Below are 19,355 nucleotides of genomic sequence, written 5' to 3'. Positions count from 1 at the left end.
GCCGCGACACCACGGTCAGGGCAACTCGACGTCGTGACGGGGCGCCGACCAGTCCGCGGCGGCGCTCACCGCCCGCTCGACGTCCTCGGCGGGCAACAGCCGCCTCTCCACGAGGACTTCGGCCGCCGCCCTGATCCGGGCGACGTAACCGGCCGCGTCACCGTAGCGCTTCTCCACGCTCGGCCGCGGGTCCCCGGTGATCAGGCGCTCGTCCTCGGTGGCGGCGAACGGGAACGTGGACCCGCTGAACTCGTGCAGCGCGCCATGACCTTGACCCGGGGCACGGGTGTTCCAGCCGGAGTACGTACCGAGCGGCACGGACACCATCGGCGCCCGTACGCCCGCCGTCTCGTTGCCGTCGGCGTCCACGGCCGGGACCAGCACCGTGTACCGGCGCGAACGGTCGGCGACCGGCGGCACGGCCGAACGGTCCACTGCGTACAGCTCGTTGGGCCCGTACGGCCGTAGCGCGGAGGGCACCGCAGGGAACTGCCGTGACCATTCCTCCGCCGTCACCAGACTGCCGTCGGCGACGGTGGGCACCGCGCTCGGGGGCGGTTCGACACCCTCGCTCACCCATGCGTCGAGCGCGTCGAGAACGCCCCGGAACAACGCGGACGTGGCGACGACGTTCTCGACGTGGTTGCAGATGCCCTTGCCGGGAGCCTGCGGCACAGGGCTCGCGACATGCTGGCTCGACGACCACAGGTAGCCCCGCACGTTCGGCGGAAATCCCAGGTCCCGCCCGTCAGTTGTGGTGTGCACCAGCGATCCCCGGCGCTGCCAGTACTCCGTGGAGGTCTGCGTGTGCAGCACCTTCGGGTCGCTCGCGCGCTTCATGATCGCGTCGCGTGCGCCGGTCAGATGGTCCACCGTCTCGGCGTACGCGAAGGGGAACGCGTCGGCCGCGTTGAGGTGGTCCTCGTACTGCTGCCCGCCCGGCACCGTCAGATTGGCGAACCGTCCGGTGTCCAGCCGGCCCGCGCCGGAGACGTGCGGCAGCAGTCCGTCGAAGACCCGGCGGCCTTCGCTGTCCTCGTTGAAACCCTGGTGGATGAAGTCACGGATGGCCCGGCCGGTCTGCGAACGGCCCCATCCGTAGGCGTAGTCGATCTCGCCGACCGGGCGGGTGGGGTCATGGCGAAGGTGGCCGACCAGGTCCCGCACCGCGACGAGACCCAGGCCGAGGACGAGCGGTGCCTCGGCCTCGTAGGTCAGTTCGTAGATCCAGCCCGGTCGCAGTCCGCCGTCGACATACAGGTCACTCCGGCTCGGCACGACACCGACGGCCTGCGACCTCAAGTCCCCGCCACCGCCCTGCACTCGGGCGAATCGCCAGGCCGTCGTGGGCACTTCCTCCGGTGCGCTGTGCGGGTACCGCCGCCGGGTGAGCCGCGCGGTCCGCTCGCCCGCCGCGCTCACGGGGTAGGACCTCGTGCTCGTCCAACGCGACAGCGGCAGGGAGGTGGTGGGCTCCTCGACGATGAACTCGGCTGTGGTCAGGCCGCGTACGGGCTCCGCTCCGTGCGTCGCGACGGGAAGGTCGAGCAGCAACCGTCCGTCGCCGGGCAGCAGATCACCCTGCCAGGCACCGAAGACCACCGTGTACCCGCGCCGCAGCAGATAGCCGTTGCCCGCGTGGGCGAGCGTGCGCGGCCGGTTGGTGTGCGGGGCCTCGCAGAAGTACTGGACGGCCCGTTTGTTGCTGCGATTGCCCCAGTCGAAGAACAGCCGACGGCGCCCGCCGTCGACCGGCCGCAGGATCTCGACGTCCCCGCTGAAACGCACCGCGCCGTCGCTGTCGCGCGGCGCGAGGTCCAGGTCGGTGATCGAGCGGTGAGCGGGCGCCTCGGGATCCACGGTGTAGTGAGCAGTGGCGGTGAGCACCTCGTACGCCCCACCCTCGGCGAAGCGATGACCGTCCGCGAACGGCTCCCGGGCATGGACCTCCAGTCGTACGGCACTCATCGCGCGGCCTCCAACCGCGCGGGACGCCAGCCCAGTTCGGGTGCGACCAGATGGCGTACGTCGTGCAGGATCTGCTCGTACTCCTCCCGCCTGAACTCGTACGGCAGCTCGAGGCGCAGCTCCGACACCGCCGACACGACGGGGTCCGCGGCCAGTTGCTCCAGGATCTGCTCGGCCGTGCCGACCACGTCCGGGGCGAACAGGGTCCGCCGCGGGCCCTGGGGTGCCAGGGTGCGGGCGTGGCGGCTCGCGGCGTACTCCTGGTACCGGATGCGGGTGGCCCGGTCGGCGCTGTCGAACGGCACGACGACGCGGCCTATCGCGACGCGGGCGGTGGACTGGATACGCCGGTATGCGGCGAGGAGGTTCGACTGGGCCGTGGTGAAGTCGTCGGTGTCCTCGCCGGTGACGATGTTCCCGGACAGCAGGTTGAGGCCGTTCTCACCGGCCCAGCGGGCCGAGCGCAGACTGCCGCCGCCGTACCAAATGCGGTCCACCAGGCCGGGGTTGTGCGGTTGCAGCCGTGGTCGCTGGGTGTTGCCCGGTGACTGGATCACCGTGTCCGGGTCGCCGAGATAGTCGCCGCGCAGGTTGTCGACGACGCGGGCGACCCGGCCGTAGGACAGGTCGAAGGCGCGCCAGTCGCCGTCGTACACGAGGTCGCCGAGGAGTTCGGCGTGCGGCATGCCGGTGCTGAAGCCGATCTGGAGTCGGCCCCGGGACAGGACATCGGCCAGCGCCAGGTCCTCGGCCAGCCGGAACGGGCTCTCGTAGCCGATCGGGATGACCGCGGTCCCCAACTCGACGCGCTCGGTGCGCTGTCCGGCCGCGGCGAGGAACACCGCGGCCGAACCGACGCCGTGTTCGAGGTGGCGTTGCCGGATCCAGGCGCCGTCATAGCCCAACCGCTCGCCGTACTCGAAGAGTTGGAGCGTCTCCTCCAGGCCGGTGTACGGGTCGTCGTCGGCGAAGTTGCCCGGAGTGAGGAAGGCGAGGGAGGTGATGGTCATGCGGTCTGCGTCCTCAGGTCGTGGTCGTCCCGGCGGCCGGGGATCGCCGCGAGCAGTTCGCGGGTGTAGTCGTGGCGGGGATGCGTGAAGAGGTCCTCGGGAGCGCCCGTCTCGACGATGCGGCCCGACCGCATGACGGCCACCTGGTGCGCGATCTGGCGTACGACGGCCAGGTCGTGCGAGATGAACAGGTACGCCACGCCGGTGTCGGCCTGCAACTCCCCGAGCAGGTCGAGGACTTGGGCCTGCACGGAGACGTCGAGCGCGGACACCGGTTCGTCGCACACCACCAGGTCGGGGGAGAGGGCGAGGGCACGTGCGATCGCGACGCGTTGGCGCTGCCCACCCGACAGTTCCGCCGGACGACGGTCCAGCGTCGACGCCGGCAGCGCGACCCGGTCGAGCAGGTCGCGGGCGCGCGCGAGTCGGGAGGCACGGTCGCCGACCTTGAAGGCGCGCAGCGGTTCGGTGATCACCTCGCCGATGGAGAAGCGGGGGTCGAGCGAGGCGTACGGATTCTGGTAGACGAGCTGTGCCCGTCGGCGCAGTTGTCTGGCCTGGGCGCCCCGGGCGGCGGTGACGTCGGCGCCGTCGAAGAGGATCTGCCCGGCACTCGCGTCGGTGAGGCGGAGCACCAAGCGGGCGGTGGTTGACTTGCCCGAGCCGGACTCGCCGACCAGTGCAAGGGTCTGGCCCCGCTGGAGGGTGAAGCTGACGTCGTCCACCGCGCGCACGGTCCGGGACGCGCCGTCCACGCGGGGCAGCCTGAACTCCTTGACCGCGCCCCGGAGTTCGACGAGCGGCTGCGTCCCGGTGGGCGTGGGCGCGGCGACCGGGGTACGGGTGCGGGCGGTCGCCAGGCTCGGTGCGCTCGCCAACAGGCGGCGGGTGTAGTCGTGTTGGGGGTCGTCCAGGACGTCCCGGGTCGGACCCGCCTCGACGACCTGCCCCTGCGACATGACGACCAGGCGCTGCGCCCGGTCGGCGGCGACCCCGAGGTCATGGGTGACCAGCAGGATCGCCGTCCCCAACTCCTCGGTGAGGCGCTGGAGATGGTCGAGTATGACGCGTTGCACGGTGACGTCCAGCGCGCTGGTCGGCTCGTCGGCGATGATCAGTTTCGGGTGCGCGGCGATGGCGATCGCGATCAGGGCGCGCTGCCGCATTCCGCCGGAGAGTTCGTGCGGGTACTGGCGCGCGCGGGTGGCCGCGTCGGGCAGTCCCGCCCGGTCCAGGATGTCGATCGCCTCCGCCGACGCGGAGCGGCGGGTCGCCAGGCCGTGGATGCGCAGCACCTCGGCGACCTGTTCGCCGACGCGCTTGACCGGGTTGAGCGACACCGACGGGTCCTGGGGCACCAGGCCGATCTGCGCGCCGCGCACCGTGCGCAGTTCGGCTTCCGACAGCGAGGTGAGATCGTGGCGCCCGAAGCGGATCGCGCCGCTGTCGATGGCCGCGTTCGGCGCCAGTAGCCGGGTGATGGCATGGGCGGTGGTGCTCTTGCCGGACCCGGACTCGCCGACCACCGCGGTCACTTCGCCCGGCCGCACGTCGAGATCGACGTCCCGCACCGCTCGCACGATGCCGCCCCTGGTGCGGTACGACACCGACAGACCGCGTATCTCCAGCGCGGGCCCTTGCTCGGGGTGGACCGGGTCGGTGCTCGCTGTCGTGCTCAAGTCCTCGTCCGTTCCAGGTGTGTTGGTCGGTTCGCCGGTCATCGCTGCCTGGACCATTCGCCGTCCAGCGCCCGTGCGATGCGGTTGGTGGCCAGCACGGTCGCCGCGATCGCCAGTCCGGGCAGCGCGGTCAACCACCAAGCGTTCGCCAGGTAGTTGCGGCCGTCGGAGATCAACGTCCCCCACTCCGGTGCCGGTGGCGGGGCGCCGTAGCCGAGGAAGCTCAGTGCCGACACGGCCAGGATCGCGGAGCCGAAGTCGAGGGTGGCCAGGACGATCACCGGGCCCGCCGCGTTGGGCAGGACGTGCCGGCCCAGCACCGCGTACCAGCGCGTGCCGCACGCGCGCGACGCCTCGACGAAGACCGCCTGGCGCACCCGCAGCACCTCCGCCCGGGTCACCCGGGCGAAGCTCGCGACGCTGGCGATGCCGACGGCGACCGCCACCTTCACCGTGCCGTAGCCCAGTGCGGTGACCAGCGCCAGGGACAGGAACAGTGCGGGGATCGACAGGAGGACGTCGACGAAGCGCATCAGCACGTCGTCGACCCAGCGGCCGACGAACCCGGCGACCAGGCCGATGAGACTGCCGACCACGAAGGCGACCGCCACCGCGATCAGCGTTGCCTTCAGGGACAGTTGGGCGCCGTGGACGACGCGGGAGAACACGTCACGGCCCAGTTCGTCGGTGCCGAACCAGTGCGCGCCGCTCGGGCCGCGGAAGTTCTGCGACGGCACTCCGGTGAGCGGATCGCGTGAGGTGAACAGCCCCGGCCAGAACGAGGCCAGCACCACCAGGACGACGATCAGGACCGACAGCAGCAGACCGGGGCGGCGCACCAGGAACCGCAGGATCTGCCGCGGGTCGACGCGGCGCCCGGGTTCGGGTTCGCTTCCGGGTTCGACCGGCTGCGGCGGCAGGGCCGCGAGACCGAGCGCGGCACCGGTGGAGTCGTCGATCAGATCCTGGCTCATGCGAATCCCGCCTTCCGGCCCGAGGCCACCACGATCCGCGGGTCCAGCAGCGGATAGACGAGGTCGACGATCAGGTTCGTCACCACGAAGATCAGCGCCCCGAACACCACCACGCCCTGCACGAGCGGGATGTCCTGGGCCGTGACCGCGGCGGCCGTCACCCGGCCCAGGCCGTCACGCGAGAACACCGTCTCGACGACCACCGAACCGGCGATCAACTGCCCGACCAGCAGGCCCACCACGGTCAGCGCGGGCAGGGACGCGTTGCGCAGGGCGTGCCGCAGATGGACCCGCCAGCGGCCCGCGCCCTTGGCACGGGCCGTCTCTACATAGGCCTGATCCAGTGCGGTGAGCAGGCTCTTGGCGAGCACCTGGGCGACCTGCGCACCGGTCGGGATCGCCAGCGTCACGGCCGGCAGGACCAAGCCCCGCAATCCGTCGTTGCCGAACGCCGGGAACCAGTGGAGGCGGAACGAGAACGACTCGACGAGCAGCAGCCCCACCCAGAACGTCGGCACCGACACCCCCAACGGCGGCAACGACAGCAGCAGTTGCCGTAGCCACCGCAGCGAGGTGTAGGTCGCAACGACCGCCAGTCCGCCGCCGAGGACCACCGCGAGCAGCAGTGCGGCACCGGTCAACTGGAGGGTCTGCGGCAGCGCGTCGGCCAGGGTCGAGGACACCGGCCGACCGGTGGACACCGAGTCGCCGAAGTCCCCGCGCACCGCCCGGCCCAGATAGTCGGCGTACTGCACCAGGATCGGCTTGTCGAAGCCGTACTCGTGGCGCAGCGCGGCGAGTTGGGCCGGATCGACCTGACCGGAGTCCATTCCGGCACCGGCCATCGCCGTGACCGGATCGCCGGGCAGGAAGTCGAGGACCAGGAAGGACACCGTGTAGGCGGCCCACAGCACCCCGACCGCCTGCGCGAGCCGTTTGATCACATAGCGGCGCATGTGTCAGCCGATCCAGGTGTCGTGCAGTTGGATGCGGCTCGAGGCGTCGAAGTTCAGGTTGTGCACCTTGTTCGACACGCCGATCTGGGTCTGGAGCTCGACCACCGGTACGTAGTAGGCGTTCTCCACGAGCAACTGCTGGGCCTGCTCGACCAGTTGGCCACGCTTCGTGATATCCGTCGTGGCCGCCTGCTGGGTCAGCGCGGTGTCCAGCGGACCCGCCGGGAGGCGGTAGAAGTTCGCCAGCTTCGTGGAGAAGGAACTGCGCAGGATGTCCGGGTCGGCCCGGGTGATGTTGCTCCACGCCGCGTCGAAGTCACCCGACTGGAGTGTCGGGGCGAGCTGGGTGACCTGGAGCTGCTTGAGCGTCAGGCCGACGCCGACGGCCTTGAGTTGCTGCTGGATCAGCTCCAACGCGGGCTGGTTGGTGGCCGAGTTGGGGATCCAGTCGACCGTCAGGCTGAGCTTCTTGCCGTCCTTCGTCCGGATGCCGTCGCTGCCGGCCTTCCAACCAGCCGTGTCCAGAAGGGACTTGGCCTTGGCCGTGTCGGTCGTCAGATCCGAGGAGAGGTTCGCGTAGTCGGGTGTGGTGTGCGCCAGGACGCTGGTCGCGGGCTGGGTACCCGTTGGGAACACCGTGTCGGCGATCTGCTTGCGGTCGACCGCGAGCCCGATGGCCTGGCGCACCCGCGCGTCCTTCAGGACCGGCCGCGCGTTGTTGAAGGCCAGCCCGAACACCACGCCCGGGTTGGCCCGCCGCTGGAGCGTGACCGGACCACCCTTGAGCGCCGCCTCGTTGGCCTTGCCGACGCTGCTGATCGCGTCGACCTGCCCGGACTGGAGGCTGCCGGCCCGTACTCCCGCCTCGGGCACGACCTTGAAGACGATCTTGTCCAGGTAGGCCTCGCCGCTCTTGGTCCACCGCGAGGAACCCCAGGCGTACCCGGTGCGCCTGACCAGGGTGATCGACTGGTTCTGCACGTACTGCTTCAGCACGAAGGGCCCGGAGCCGATCACTCCCTGGCTGCACTTCTGCTGCGGGGTCTTCTTGGCGCTCGCCGACGACTCGATGCCCAGCGAGTGCGTCGAAGTGGCTTGCAGGAACTGGGCGTTGGGCTGCTGGAAGGTCACCCTGACGGTGAGCGGGTCGACCACCGTCGTGCTCTTGACGCCGCTCAGATAGCCCTCGGCGAGGGTCCCCAGCGCGCCGAGCTTCGGCACCGCGTCGAAGTTGTCCTTGACCACCTGCGCGGTCAGCTTGGAGCCGTCGCTGAAGGTGACACCCGACCTCAGATGGAAGGTGAACGTCGTCGCGTCGGAACTGATGTCCCAGCTCTTCGCCAGCCACGGCACGATCTTGCCGGTCGCCGGGTCCTGGTCGGTGAGGGAGTCCACGATCTGCCGTACCGAATAGATGGTGTCGTTGCTGGCCACCTGCTGCGGATCCACGCAACCGGCGTCGGAACTCACCGCGAAGGTCAGGGTGCCACCGGACTTCGCCCGGCCGGTGCCGCTGTCCGAGCCGCCGCCACCGGAACCGCAGGCGGTCAGCAGGACGCTGGTGGTCAAGAGGGCGGCCAGCGCCGCCCATCGGGTGGGCCGGATGTCCGGATGTGATCTCACGGAGGTGCTCCTACTCGTGTCACTACGCGCGTGATGCCCTGCGGCTCACGGCTGCGCGCGGGCGTGCGACCCCGTTCGGCGCGACGCCGACAACGGGGCGGTGTTTTATGGGAGTTCAGACGGGAGGGGGGTGCGCGGGGCGGCCGCGGAACGGATCCGTACGTGCGGACGGGACCGCGAGGGGCTGCGGGGAGACGCCTTCAGGCCGCGACAGAGGTCAGACGGACGGGGTCAAGGCGGTCAGGCGCGACACAGACAACTGGCGGAACGCTGCAAGTCGATGTGGCGGCGGCGCGAGAACCGGGAGAACACGGTCGCGGCCGTCAGGGAAGTGGTGAAGGCACTCGGGTCACTGCTGTGTCGCACGACCGTCCTCCACATCTCCGACCCCGGCCACAGGGCCTCGCGCTTGCAGGGATCCTCGATGATCCTGCCGGGCTTTCACCTGGAGCACCCCACCGCGTCGGAGGGTTGCCGGTCAGCGAGCCAGGGCTTGACGCTGACACTCAATGCCGATCGTGATCGTACGGAGCGTTTTCGGCGTACGTCAATGGCGGGTCCGGGCGTCCCAGACGCCGTCTCACCCGTCGGGACGCGCCGTGGACGCACCCCCGAGCGTGTGCTTTGATCCGCTCATGGAGACCACTGGCCAGGCACACACGGTGCTGCTCGACCCGTTCTGGGTGAGCTGCCACGCCGACCAGTTCGACGAGAACTGTCGTTGACCTTCGGTCAACGACCGCGATCTCCCCACTCCCCAACCCCGCCCGCTCTCGGCGCATCCCACCGTTCCGTCGTCAACCGACCGTCCCCGTGCGGCCGTTGCCGCGCGCACCGCCGTGTCCGGGACTGCTGCCGCCGCGAAGGAATCCCATGGCACAGCCCACCGTCCTCCCCGTCATCGACATCTCAGGTTTCCGGGACCCCGGCACCGACCGGGACGCGTTCCTGGCCGAACTCCGGTCCGCCGCCCACGATGTGGGGTTCTTCTACGTCACCGGACACGGCGTTCCCGCATCAGTCCGGGACGAGATCCTGCACGCGGCCCGCGCCTTCTTCGCCCTCCCGCAGGAACGCCGACTGGAGATCGAGAACCTCAACTCGCCCCAGTTCCGCGGCTACACACGCACCGGAACCGAGTACACGGCGGGCAGCGCCGACTGGCGTGAGCAGATCGACATCGGCCCGGAACGCGAGTCGATCCCCACCGGACCGGAGGACCCCGACTACCTCCGGCTCGTCGGCCCCAACCAATGGCCCTCCGCACTCCCGGAGTTGAGGGACATCGTGCTGCGCTGGCAGGCGGAGGCGCTGCGGGTGAGCCGCGAGGTCCTGCGCGCCCTCGCGGCCGCGCTCGGCCAGGACGAGCGCTACTTCGACGAGTGGTTCGACGACGAGGCGGCCGTGCACGTGAAGATCGTGCACTATCCGCCGCGCCCTGCCGAGGACGCCGACCAGGGAGTGGGCGCGCACAAGGACTACGGCTATCTCGCGCTGTTGCAGCAGGACGAGGTGGGCGGACTCCAGGTCCAGCGCGAGGACGGCGGCTGGATCGACGCCGTACCGGTGCCGGACGCCTTCGTGTTCAACATCGGCGAGATGCTGGAGATCGCCACCCAGGGCTATCTCAAGGCCACCCGGCACCGGGTGGTCAGCCCGCGGGCCGGTGTGGACCGCTACTCCATCCCCTTCTTCCTCGGCCCGCGCCTCGACGCGGTCGTCAAACCCCTGCAACTGCCGTCCGAACTAGCGGAGTTGAGCCGAGGCGTCACCGACGACCCCGACAACCCGCTGCTCGCCGCCTTCGGCGAGAACGCCGTCGTCGGCTGGCTCCGCTCGCACCCGAGGGTCGCCGACCGCTGGTGGTCCGACGTCGTGGCGAGGCGGGAGGGCTCCCGATGAGCGACCAACGCCCTTACGACGGTTGGGAGTTCGAGACCCGGCAGGTGCACGCCGGCGCCGTACCGGACCCGACCACCGGCGCCCGCGCCGTGCCGATCCATCAGACCACCAGCTACGTCTACCGCGACACCGCGCACGCCGCCGCGGCCTTCGAACTGTCCGATCTCACCACCCACGCCTACACCCGGCTGTCCAACCCGACCACCGCCGTGGCCGAGGAGCGCGTCACCGCTCTGGAGGGCGGCTCGGCCGCCGTCGCGGTGGCCAGCGGACAGGCCGCCACCGGCCTCGCCCTGCTGAACCTGGCACGCGTCGGCGACCACATCGTCGCCTCGTCTTCTCTCTACGGCGGCACCCGCACCCTCCTGGAACACACCTTCTCCGACTTCGGCATCGCCGTGACCTTCATCGACGACCCGGACGACCTGGGCGCCTGGTACGCGGCCGTACGCCCCGGCACCAAGGCGTTCTTCGGCGAGACCATCGGCAACCCGCGCGGCAACGTCCTCGACATCGAGGCGGTCGCCGGCATCGCCCACGAGGTCGGCGTCCCGCTCGTCGTGGACAACACCGTGCTCACGCCCTACTTGCTCCGGCCCTTCGAGCACGGCGCCGACATCGTCGTGCACTCCACCACCAAGTTCCTGTCGGGACACGGCACCGGCATCGGCGGGATCGTCGTCGACAGCGGACGTTTCGACTTCGGCGCCGACCCCGACCGCTGGCCGGGGCTGGCCCACCCCGACCCGACGTACAACGGGCTGTCGTTCTGGGACTCCTTCGCCGACCTCGGGCTCGCCTACGCACTGCGCCTGCGCACCCGGCTCGTCCGGGATCTGGGACCCGCGGTCTCACCCTTCAACAGCTTCCTGCTCCTCCAGGGACTGGAGACGCTCAGCCTCCGCATCGAGCGCCATGTGGCTAACGCCCAAGTCCTGGCCACCTGGCTGGAGTTGCAGCCCCAGGTCAGCCGCGTCCACTACGCGGGCCTCGCTTCCAGTCCCTGGACGACCCAGGCCAAGCGGTATCTGCCGCGCGGTGCCGGAGCGGTCCTCGCCTTCGAACTCGCGGACGGACTGGACGCCGGGCGCCGATTCGTCGAAGGGGTACGGCTGTTCAGCCACCTCGCGAACATCGGCGACGTCCGCAGCCTCGTCATCCACCCCGCCTCCACCACCCACGCCCAACTCGACGCCGACCAGCAGGCCGCGGCCGGTGTCACCCCGGGCCTGGTCCGACTCTCCGTGGGCCTCGAAGGCGTCGACGACCTCATCGCCGACCTCGAGACCGGGCTGCGGGCAGCCGCCGTATGAGCACCAGCCGCTCTTGGAGAGCCGGCCTCACGGCAGCCACCGTATGAGCACCGACCGCTCTTGGAGAGCCGGCCGCACCGCAGTCGCTGTATGAAAACAGACCGCACCGTCAGTACTCGCCGCACCCGAGGAGCACGATCAGCCAAGCGCCCGGCGCTCCTCATCGCCGACGAACCCACCACCGCCCTCGACGTCACCGTCCAGGCCGACATGCTCCGACTCCTGGACGACCTGGTCCAACAGCACGGCACCGCCCTGCTGTTCATCAGCCACGACCTCGCGGTGGTCGCCCAGCTGTGCCCCCGGGTCCCCGTGCTCAAGGACGGACGGCTCGTCGAGGAAGGCGCCACCGACACCGTCATACGTTCGCCCCAACACCCGTACACACAAGGGCTGGTGGCAGCCGCGCGCGCGACGGGCTGGGGCACCGCGGAGGTCGCTCGATGACGACACTGCTCAAGGCCGACGGTCTCAGCCGTACCTTCGGGCTGCCCCGCACCTCACTGCGCGCACCCGCCGCTCACCGACTCGCCGTATCGGAAGTGTCGTTGGAGCTGAACAAAGGCAACAGCCTTGGGGTCGTGGGGGAGTCGGGCTCCGGGAAGTCGACCCTCGCCCGGCTCCTGCTGGCGCTGGACCGGCCCGACGCCGGGACGGTGCACTACCGGGACCGTGTCGTACTGCCGGGCGCGCCAAGGAAGTTGACGTGGTTCCGGCGTGAGGTGCAGGTGGTGCTCCAGGACCCCATGGGCCCCCTCGACCCGCGCGCCACCGTCCGCGACATCGTGGCCGAACCGCTGGAGTGCCTGCGGCTGGCCGGCGACCACGACGACCGGGTGGACGAACTGCTGCGCGTCGTAGGCCTGGAGCCGTCCGTGCGCGGCCGGTACCCGCACGAGTTCTCCGGCGGGCAACGGCAGCGCATCGCCGTCGCCCGCGCCCTCGCGCCGGGGCCGAAGGTCCTTGTCGGCGACGAACCCCTCAGCGCGCTCGACGTGTCGGTGCGCGCACAGATCCTCGCGCTCCTGGACGACCTCGCGGAGGCCTACGGCCTGACGCTGCGCGGGGCCGCCTCCGCGCGCCGATCCTCCGTAGCCGCGACTCCGACCGGGAGTCATCGAGACGACCTGAGCTCGCAAGAACGGCCGTAACCGGAGCCGGTGCCGTCAGGACGGCCACTCCGGTTCCGAGACGGTCGCGGCGAGTGCGTCGAGGAGTACCTGCGCGGGTTGGGACGCGGGCGGCTTGCCGTAGACCGCGGCCACGACCTGTCTGCGCATGCCGGCGATGCGGTGGAGCCGTACACCGGGGTGTCTGTTTGCCAGGAGGGTGAGGCCGGGCAGCAGGCTCACGCCGAGGCCGGCCGCGACCAGCGCCTGTACGGCGACGTAGTCGTCGGTCTCGAACTCGACGATCGGCGAGAAGCCGGCCCGGCCGCAGGCCGCGACGAGATGCTCGCGGCAGCGCTCGCAGCCGGCGATCCAGCGCGTGTCGGCATAGGTGGACAGGTCGGTCGGGGGGCCGTCCCACGCGCGGTCCGCCGGTGTGACCACGTACAACGGCTCGTCGAGCAGCGGCGTCATGGTGGTGTCGCGGCGATCGCGCTGGGGCGGGTCGCCGTGCTCGAAGATCAGCGCCACGTCGACGTCGTTGTTGCGCAGGGCGCCCAGCGCGTCCGGCGGTTCGGCCTCCCGCAGTGTCAGCTCGATGCCGGGATACCGGTCGGAGACACGGGCGGCGGCAAGCGGCACCAGGGTGGCCAGCGCGGAGGGAAAGGCGGCGAGCCGGACGCGGCCGGTACGCAGGCCCGCCAGCTCGTCCAGTTCGGCGTGCACCGACTCGACCTGCGCGAGGATCGACTCGGCACGGTCCACCAGCAGCCGCCCGGCCTCGGTGAGCCGGATACCGCGCCCCATCCGCTGCAACAGCGGCATGCCGACCTCGGCCTCCAGTTTGGCGAGTTGATGGCTCACCGACGGCTGCGCGTAGTGAAGTGCCTCGGCGGCGGCCGTGATGGAACCCTCGCGGGCGACGGCGACCAGGACCCGCAACCGACTCAAGTCGATCATTTGCGAATCATAGACCGCGTCGATGACAGCCTCGAAAACACGCATTGGACCATTACCGGACCTACTGCGACGGTGAATCGATAGTGGGTGCGAGAGATCTCGGCCGCACACCTTTCCGTCGGTGACCGCCGGTGATCTCACCCGTCACGCGTGCCCGGACTCCGGGCGCGGAAAGGAGATGTCGCATGACCACGGCTGTGAATCCGCCGTCGCGATCGATGTCGGTGAGCGACAGCGCGGCGCGAACCCTCGCGAACGCCACCAAGACCGTTCCCCAGATGAGCTCCATCACGCCTCGCTGGCTGGTGCATCTGATGTCCTGGGTCCCGGTCGAGGCCGGCATCTACCGGGTGAACAAGGTCGTTCACCCCGAGTCGGTGCGCATCGAGTGCGACAACTACGACGAGTCCCCGCTGCCGGACACCTTCGTCGACTACGAGCGGGAGCCCCGGGAGTACCGGCTCAAGGCCGTCCAGACGGTCCTGGACCTGCACACCCGGATCTCCGACCTGTACTCCAGCCCCCACAACCAGACGGCGCAGCAACTGCGGCTGACCATCGAGGCGGTGAAGGAGCATCAGGAGGGCGAGCTGATCAACAGCCCCGAGTACGGGATGCTGGCCAGCACGGCGGACAGTCAGCGGATCTCCACGATGACGGGGCCGCCCACGCCGGACGACCTGGACGCCCTCATCACGAAGGTGTGGAAGCAGCCAGCCTTCTTCCTCACCCACCCCGAGGGGATCGCCGCGTTCGGCAGGGAGTGCACCCGGAGGGGCGTACCGCCGGCCACGGTGAGCATGTTCGGCTCGCAGTTCCTGACCTGGCGCGGACTGCCGCTCGTCCCCTCGGACAAGGTCCCGCTGGAGAACGGCAGGACGAAGTTCATCCTGCTGCGCACCGGCGAGTCCCGCCAGGGCGTGGTCGGACTGTTCCAGCCCGGCCTCTCGGGCGAGCAGGGGATGGGCCTGTCGGTCCGCTTCATGCAGATCGACCGCAGCGCCATCGCCTCCTACCTGATCTCCCTGTACTGCTCGCTCGCGGTGCTCACGGAGGACGCGCTCGCCGTGCTCGACGACGTCGAGGTGGACAAGTTCCATGACTACGCGCCGAGTTACCGGTAACCATGACCACGCCCTCACCCACCGGTAACGAAGCCGCCCCCGCGTGGCTGCCGGACGAGGAGACGCTGAGCCGGATGGCCGGGGAGTTCTTCCGAGCACTCCCCGGGCAGCCGGCGGAGGCGGAGGCTCCGACTCCGGCCTTCGACGGCCGGCCTGAATGGCCGACGCCCGCCGGCCTGCCGCCCGCGGATTCCTCTTCTACGACGCCTCCGGGGCCGTCGGCCGCGCAGGCCGCCCCCGCTGTGCCCGCCGGTCCGCCGGCCCCCGGCCCGTTCCCTGCCCAGCCGCCCGGTGTGCCGTCGGCGGATTTCGCTCCTCCAACTGGCTTGCCCGCCGCGGAATCCGCTCCCGCGGTGTCCACCGCCAGCCCGGCCGCGGACCCCCTTCCGCCGGTCCCCACCGGCATTCCCTCCATGGACCCGCCGCCCCCGGCGCCGACCGCCGGAATGAGCCCGCCGTCCGGGCCGCCACCGACCAGCGCCCCCGCCACGTTCATGGCCGCCCCTTATACGGTGGGCGCGCCCGGCGGCGCCGCATCCACCCCGGAGGCATCGGCCCCGCCGGTGGCCCCGGGACCACCGCCCGTCCCGTCGCCGGCCGCACCTGCCCACTTCCCGGACCCCGGGGCGTACTACTTCCTCACCGAGGCGCCCGGGTACCCCGCCCAGGCCCCGGAGCTCCCCGGCTTCGGGCACCTGGGGCTGCCGCGCCTGCCCGAGATGGCGTCACCGACGGCGACGACCGCGCCGTACTACTTCGTCCAGGAACCGGACGAGTCCGATGCGCCGTCGGGCCTGCCGGTCGACCAGCACCCGGCGTTCGACGTGCAGGCCGTGCGCCGGGACTTCCCGATCCTGTCGGAGTTGGTCAACGGGCGTCCGCTGATCTGGCTGGACAACGCGGCGACAACGCAGAAGCCGCAGGCGGTGATCGACCGGCTGGCGGAGTTCTACAAGCGGGAGAACTCCAACATCCACCGGGCGGCACACGAGTTGGCGGCCCGGGCGACGGACGCCTACGAGGGCGCCCGGAAGACCGTCGCGCGCTTCATCGGGGGTTCCGCCGAGGAGATCGTGTTCGTCCGGGGCACCACCGAGGCGATCAACCTGGTCGCCAAGGCCTGGGGTCCCGCGAACATCGGCGCGGGCGACGAGATCGTGCTCTCCCATCTGGAGCACCACGCCAACATCGTGCCCTGGCAGATGCTGGCGGAGCAGACCGGTGCGGTGATCAAGGTGATCCCGGTCGACGACTGCGGCCAGTTGCTGCTCGACGAGTACACCGCGCTCCTGTCGGAGCGGACCAAGCTCGTCGCGGTCACCCAGATGTCGAACGCGCTCGGCACGATCGTGCCGGTCGAGCAGATCATCCAGATCGGGCACCGGGCCGGGGCACGCGTCCTGGTCGACGCGGCGCAGTCGGTCCCGCACCTGCCGATCGACGTCAGGGCGCTGGACGCGGACTTCCTGGTCTTCTCCGGGCACAAGCTGTTCGGGCCGACCGGGATCGGCGTGCTCTACGGCAAACGGGAGGTCCTGGAGGACATGCCTCCGTGGGAGGGCGGCGGCAACATGATCACCGACGTCACCTTCGAGAAGTCCACCTTCCAGCCGCCGCCGGGCCGTTTCGAGGCCGGTACCGGCAACATCGCCGACGCGGTGGGACTGGCCGCGGCCATCGACTACGTCGAGCGCCTCGGTCTGCCGAACATCGCCGCGTACGAGCACACCCTGGTCGAGCACGCCACCGAAGGTCTGCGCGGTGTGCCCGGGCTCCGGCTGGTCGGCACGGCTCCGAACAAGGCGAGCATCGTGTCGTTCGTCCTGGACGGGTACGAACCGGCCGAGGTCGGCACCGCGCTCAACGAGGAAGGCATCGCGGTGCGTTCGGGCCACCACTGCGCACAGCCGATCCTGCGCCGGTACGGGCTCGAGGCCACCGTCCGGCCGTCGTTCGCCTTCTACAACACACATGGAGAGGTGGACACGCTGATCGCGGCGGTCCACCGGCTCGCGGACCGCCGCGGCGGACGCCGCTAGTCCGCACACCTCCTTGAACCGGTACGGCGGCGACCCCCGAGGTCTCCGTCGTACCGGCACGAAGTCGCTCCGAGAGGCACGGCGGGGTCGGCGGCCCCTCGTCGCGGTCGCCGGGCTACGCGTCCTCGGGCTGTGGCGTGGATGTCGCCCCGGTCGCCAACTACGGCCGGATGACCGGGAGTTCGTCGAGCTGGAAGCCCAGGTCGGCGCTGTCCCGGATCGCGTCGACGACCTGGTCGGGGGTCTCCAGCTGCGGGGAGTGGCCGGTCTCGGGGAGCGATTGGAAGCGGGCCGCGGGGATCGCGGCGGCGTAGGCACGCCCGTAGTCGACGTCGACGATCCCGTCGCTCTCGCCCCACAGGACGAGGGTGGGGACATCCAGGGAGCCGAGCCGCCCGACGAGGGTGGCATCGGCCATGGCGGAGCCCGCGTACACGGCGATCGCGGCCCGGTTGCCCGCGACGACGGCCTGCGCCGCGGGCGGCAGGGTCGTGGGGTCGACGCGGAAGGGGGCAGGATGGTGGAAGCTGAGGTCGAAGACCTGATCCATGGTCAGGGCGAAGAAGTCGGCCACCGGATGGCCGGGTACCTCGATCCCGACCGCGTCGATCAGCACGACGCCGCTGACGCGCGGCGACTTCAGCAGGGCGATCTCGGCGGTGATCCAGCCGCCGATCGAATTGCCGACGACGGTCACGTCCGTCAGGTCCAGCCGGTCGAGCAGCGCGTCGTAGAGCGCGGCGAGGCCGGACACGGAGGTCAGTGCCTCGGGTCGTACCGTGCCGCCGAAGCCCGGGTGGGTCGGGACCAGCACCTGGACGTCGTGAGCGGCGGTGAGCCTCTCGGCGAACCCCGTCACCGACTGCGGTCCTGCGCCGCCGTGCAGCAGCAGGAACGGTCGCCCGGACCCGTATGCGACCACCGACACCTCGACCGGGCCGACTCCGTCGACGCCGAGGGTGTACTGAGTGGTGCTTGCCATGGCCTTCTCCTTCACATACGCGGGCAGGTGCGGGTGTTCACGCGAAGTCGGTGGCCGGTTCGGTGGAGTACCGGCTCATCGCCTCGATCGTCGCTTCGGGGGTGAGCGGGCTGCCGTCGGCGATCATGTCGCGCAGGTCCCGGAAGTAGTTGACATACAGGTCCGGGGTGAAGGTGTTGAGCAGGACCGTGGTGCCGTCGGTCGGGTTGGCGAACGTGTGCGGGGCGCCGGGCGGGATCATGACCAACGTTCCGGCGGGCGCGTCGTGCACGGTCTCGCCCACGGTGAACCGGGCCGCGCCGGACACGACGTAGAAGCCCTCGTCGTGCCGGGCGTGGCGGTGCTGCGGCGGACCGTCGGTGTGCGGGGCCAGGGTGATCTCGCCGATGCCCAGGCGATGCCCGGTCGTGCTGCCGTCCTCGAGGATCCGCATCCTGGTCGGGCCGAGCTGGATCGACTCACCGTTGTCCGGGCCGACCACTGAGACGTCCGTCATCTGAACCTTCAGAGGGGAGAGGTTGCTGTCTTTGCTGGGGTTGACTCTCACGAAGGTAGGCGATCGGGGCTCTTCGTGCAAGTTAACTCTCATGAAGAGAGTCAACCGTCCTGAATTGTCTGGTCAGTGGACCTCGAAGGTCGCGCCGAGGCCCATGCCGGTGATCCATTCCGGGACCGGTTCGTACGCGGTCCACACCAGCGGTGCCCGTACCGCCGCGTGCCCGATCAGCCAGGTGCGGATCTCGTGGCCGCCGCTGCCCGCCCGTTCCTCCAGACCCGCGTCGCCGAGGGCCGCGATCGGCCCGGACTCCCCGGTCCCCAACTGCTTGAGGAACCAGCGGTCCCAGGCGCCGTTGACATGGGCGTACGGATCGCCGCCCATCGCCCGCACCCGGTCCTCGCGCTCGACCGCGAAGGCGCGGAGGGCCTCGCGCCCGTGGATCACCGCGTGTCGGCGGGCTTCGGCCATCGCCGGGTCCCGCGGGTCGTTGGTGGGCAACCAGTGGGAGAGCCCGCCGCTCGCGATGACCAGGACCCGGCCGGTACCGCCGGCGCCGCGAAGGGCGTCGCCGAGCGCCCGGCCGAAGGCGATGCAGCGGTCCATGGTCGGCAGCGGGGGAGCCGCGGTGTTCACCACGAGCGGCACCAACGGGATGTCCGTGCCGACGCCGCACACCATCTCGTAACTCTGCACGAGTCCGTGGTCGACGGTCAGTGCGTACGACAACGAGAGGTCGAAGCCCGCGCCGGTGAGCCCGTCGTGCAGGGCCCAGGCCAGTTCGCCTGCGACGGGCAGGGGGCCCGACCGGCTGCCGAAGTCGCCGAATCCCACGGCGTGTTCGACGCCGATGAGGAACGGCGGCATCGCGTCGTAGAAGTTCCCGTGGAAGTGGTCGGGGCCGATGACCACGACCGCGTCGGGCGCGAGCCGCGCCACCGCCTCGGAGAGCCGGGCCGCCTCGGCGAGGAACCGGCCGCCGGGCTGTTCGGGGCCGTCGGGCGGAAGCAGCGTGGCGAACGGGGAGTGGGACAGGGCGACCAGGCCGAGGATCTCGCTCATTGGAGGACCATCCCTTCTGCAGCCCTCTTCGGTAGGGCTGTGACCTCTCGGTCCCGGCGGGTGCACGGCCTGTCTCGCGAGCCGTTCAACGGCCTGTATGAGTTCCGCCGGCCCTGCCGGGCCGAGGCCGTCTGATCGGCTTCAGGGACACGCCCCGC

General features: G+C 70.5%; 17 protein-coding genes and 1 riboswitch. Of the genes, 6 read left to right on the top strand and 11 right to left on the bottom strand.

Annotation, left to right across the window (positions count from 1 at the left end; genetic code table 11):
• Positions 1-15: 15 nt before the first annotated feature.
• The 7 genes from JHN63_RS07390 to JHN63_RS54590 all read right to left on the bottom strand — a co-directional run bounded on the left by JHN63_RS07390 (position 16) and on the right by JHN63_RS54590 (position 8,591).
• The gene (locus tag JHN63_RS07390) at positions 16-1,968 is read right to left on the bottom strand and encodes an alpha/beta hydrolase domain-containing protein (RefSeq protein WP_200678102.1); all 1,953 of its coding nucleotides are present in this window, start codon (positions 1,966-1,968) and stop codon (positions 16-18) included.
• Complete coding sequence (locus tag JHN63_RS07385; protein ID WP_200678100.1) at positions 1,965-2,978, bottom strand: LLM class flavin-dependent oxidoreductase; 1,014 nt, start codon at positions 2,976-2,978, stop codon at positions 1,965-1,967. Before JHN63_RS07385 ends, JHN63_RS07390 begins: the two co-directional genes overlap by 4 nt.
• Complete coding sequence (locus JHN63_RS07380; protein ID WP_374222901.1) at positions 2,975-4,699, bottom strand: dipeptide ABC transporter ATP-binding protein; 1,725 nt, start codon at positions 4,697-4,699, stop codon at positions 2,975-2,977. The genes JHN63_RS07385 and JHN63_RS07380 overlap by 4 nt, the downstream gene beginning before the upstream one ends.
• Entirely contained in the window at positions 4,696-5,631 is a 936-nt protein-coding gene (locus JHN63_RS07375; protein ID WP_200678097.1) for an ABC transporter permease, read from the bottom strand. The genes JHN63_RS07380 and JHN63_RS07375 overlap by 4 nt, the downstream gene beginning before the upstream one ends.
• Complete coding sequence (locus JHN63_RS07370; RefSeq protein WP_200678096.1) at positions 5,628-6,587, bottom strand: ABC transporter permease; 960 nt, start codon at positions 6,585-6,587, stop codon at positions 5,628-5,630. Before JHN63_RS07370 ends, JHN63_RS07375 begins: the two co-directional genes overlap by 4 nt.
• Before the next feature lie 3 nt (positions 6,588-6,590).
• On the bottom strand, positions 6,591-8,210 hold the full coding sequence (locus JHN63_RS07365) for an ABC transporter substrate-binding protein (RefSeq protein WP_200678095.1): 1,620 nt from the start codon (positions 8,208-8,210) through the stop codon (positions 6,591-6,593).
• A gap of 240 nt (positions 8,211-8,450) precedes the next feature.
• Positions 8,451-8,591: a putative leader peptide gene (locus tag JHN63_RS54590; protein ID WP_374222900.1), complete on the bottom strand. Its 141-nt coding sequence runs from the start codon at positions 8,589-8,591 to the stop codon at positions 8,451-8,453.
• Between the two features lie 19 nt (positions 8,592-8,610).
• A riboswitch (SAM riboswitch) is annotated at positions 8,611-8,724 on the bottom strand.
• Positions 8,725-9,083: 359 nt separating this feature from the next.
• On the opposite strand from JHN63_RS54590, the gene JHN63_RS07360 reads away from it, so the two are divergent.
• The 4 genes from JHN63_RS07360 to JHN63_RS07345 all read left to right on the top strand — a co-directional run bounded on the left by JHN63_RS07360 (position 9,084) and on the right by JHN63_RS07345 (position 12,576).
• Positions 9,084-10,112, top strand: a complete 1,029-nt coding sequence (locus tag JHN63_RS07360) for an isopenicillin N synthase family oxygenase (RefSeq protein WP_200678094.1) — start codon at positions 9,084-9,086, stop codon at positions 10,110-10,112.
• A complete protein-coding gene (locus JHN63_RS07355; RefSeq protein ID WP_200678093.1) occupies positions 10,109-11,425 on the top strand; it encodes an O-acetylhomoserine aminocarboxypropyltransferase/cysteine synthase family protein in 1,317 nt (438 codons plus the stop codon). The genes JHN63_RS07360 and JHN63_RS07355 overlap by 4 nt, the downstream gene beginning before the upstream one ends.
• A 90-nt stretch (positions 11,426-11,515) precedes the next feature.
• Positions 11,516-11,872, top strand: a complete 357-nt coding sequence (locus JHN63_RS07350) for a hypothetical protein (protein ID WP_234476258.1) — start codon at positions 11,516-11,518, stop codon at positions 11,870-11,872.
• Positions 11,869-12,576, top strand: a complete 708-nt coding sequence (locus tag JHN63_RS07345) for a dipeptide/oligopeptide/nickel ABC transporter ATP-binding protein (protein ID WP_234476257.1) — start codon at positions 11,869-11,871, stop codon at positions 12,574-12,576. The genes JHN63_RS07350 and JHN63_RS07345 overlap by 4 nt, the downstream gene beginning before the upstream one ends.
• Positions 12,577-12,591: 15 nt before the next feature.
• Here the strand turns inward: JHN63_RS07345 and JHN63_RS07340 are convergent, their stop codons facing one another.
• Entirely contained in the window at positions 12,592-13,494 is a 903-nt protein-coding gene (locus JHN63_RS07340) for a LysR family transcriptional regulator (protein WP_200678092.1), read from the bottom strand.
• A gap of 185 nt (positions 13,495-13,679) precedes the next feature.
• Here JHN63_RS07340 and JHN63_RS07335 point away from each other — a divergent pair, with 185 nt between their 5' ends.
• The gene (locus tag JHN63_RS07335) at positions 13,680-14,618 is read left to right on the top strand and encodes a family 2A encapsulin nanocompartment shell protein (protein ID WP_200678090.1); all 939 of its coding nucleotides are present in this window, start codon (positions 13,680-13,682) and stop codon (positions 14,616-14,618) included.
• 2 nt (positions 14,619-14,620) lie between these two features.
• Positions 14,621-16,657 (top strand): family 2A encapsulin nanocompartment cargo protein cysteine desulfurase, encoded by a 2,037-nt coding sequence (locus JHN63_RS07330; protein WP_267953723.1) that lies wholly within the window; start codon positions 14,621-14,623, stop codon positions 16,655-16,657.
• Between the two features lie 160 nt (positions 16,658-16,817).
• On the opposite strand, the gene JHN63_RS07325 is transcribed toward JHN63_RS07330, so the two are convergent.
• The 3 genes from JHN63_RS07325 to JHN63_RS07315 form a co-directional block, all read right to left on the bottom strand.
• Positions 16,818-17,639, bottom strand: a complete 822-nt coding sequence (locus JHN63_RS07325) for an alpha/beta fold hydrolase (protein WP_200678088.1) — start codon at positions 17,637-17,639, stop codon at positions 16,818-16,820.
• Between the two features lie 37 nt (positions 17,640-17,676).
• The gene (locus JHN63_RS07320) at positions 17,677-18,135 is read right to left on the bottom strand and encodes a cupin domain-containing protein (RefSeq protein WP_200678086.1); all 459 of its coding nucleotides are present in this window, start codon (positions 18,133-18,135) and stop codon (positions 17,677-17,679) included.
• A gap of 123 nt (positions 18,136-18,258) precedes the next feature.
• Complete coding sequence (locus tag JHN63_RS07315) at positions 18,259-19,197, bottom strand: 2,3-dihydroxyphenylpropionate 1,2-dioxygenase (protein ID WP_200678084.1); 939 nt, start codon at positions 19,195-19,197, stop codon at positions 18,259-18,261.
• Between the last annotated feature and the right edge of the window lie 158 nt (positions 19,198-19,355).

The sequence above is a fragment of the Streptomyces sp. MBT65 genome (assembly GCF_016612545.1).
Lineage (GTDB): Bacteria > Actinomycetota > Actinomycetes > Streptomycetales > Streptomycetaceae > Streptomyces.
Note: the sequence above shows the minus strand (reverse complement) of the source record. Positions and strands in the feature narration are given on the sequence as shown.

Excerpts from the sequence above, each read along its gene's own strand:
- JHN63_RS07390 (WP_200678102.1), bottom strand. The coding sequence starts at position 1,968 with ATGAGTGCCGTACGACTGGAGGTCCATGCCCGGGAGCCGTTCGCGGAC.
- JHN63_RS07385 (WP_200678100.1), bottom strand. The coding sequence starts at position 2,978 with ATGACCATCACCTCCCTCGCCTTCCTCACTCCGGGCAACTTCGCCGAC.
- JHN63_RS07380 (WP_374222901.1), bottom strand. The coding sequence starts at position 4,699 with ATGACCGGCGAACCGACCAACACACCTGGAACGGACGAGGACTTGAGC.
- JHN63_RS07375 (WP_200678097.1), bottom strand. The coding sequence starts at position 5,631 with ATGAGCCAGGATCTGATCGACGACTCCACCGGTGCCGCGCTCGGTCTC.
- JHN63_RS07370 (WP_200678096.1), bottom strand. The coding sequence starts at position 6,587 with ATGCGCCGCTATGTGATCAAACGGCTCGCGCAGGCGGTCGGGGTGCTG.
- JHN63_RS54590 (WP_374222900.1), bottom strand. The coding sequence starts at position 8,591 with ATGTGGAGGACGGTCGTGCGACACAGCAGTGACCCGAGTGCCTTCACC.
- JHN63_RS07360 (WP_200678094.1), top strand. The coding sequence starts at position 9,084 with ATGGCACAGCCCACCGTCCTCCCCGTCATCGACATCTCAGGTTTCCGG.
- JHN63_RS07355 (WP_200678093.1), top strand. The coding sequence starts at position 10,109 with ATGAGCGACCAACGCCCTTACGACGGTTGGGAGTTCGAGACCCGGCAG.
- JHN63_RS07350 (WP_234476258.1), top strand. The coding sequence starts at position 11,516 with ATGAAAACAGACCGCACCGTCAGTACTCGCCGCACCCGAGGAGCACGA.
- JHN63_RS07345 (WP_234476257.1), top strand. The coding sequence starts at position 11,869 with ATGACGACACTGCTCAAGGCCGACGGTCTCAGCCGTACCTTCGGGCTG.
- JHN63_RS07340 (WP_200678092.1), bottom strand. The coding sequence starts at position 13,494 with ATGATCGACTTGAGTCGGTTGCGGGTCCTGGTCGCCGTCGCCCGCGAG.
- JHN63_RS07335 (WP_200678090.1), top strand. The coding sequence starts at position 13,680 with ATGACCACGGCTGTGAATCCGCCGTCGCGATCGATGTCGGTGAGCGAC.
- JHN63_RS07330 (WP_267953723.1), top strand. The coding sequence starts at position 14,621 with ATGACCACGCCCTCACCCACCGGTAACGAAGCCGCCCCCGCGTGGCTG.
- JHN63_RS07325 (WP_200678088.1), bottom strand. The coding sequence starts at position 17,639 with ATGGCAAGCACCACTCAGTACACCCTCGGCGTCGACGGAGTCGGCCCG.
- JHN63_RS07320 (WP_200678086.1), bottom strand. The coding sequence starts at position 18,135 with ATGACGGACGTCTCAGTGGTCGGCCCGGACAACGGTGAGTCGATCCAG.
- JHN63_RS07315 (WP_200678084.1), bottom strand. The coding sequence starts at position 19,197 with ATGAGCGAGATCCTCGGCCTGGTCGCCCTGTCCCACTCCCCGTTCGCC.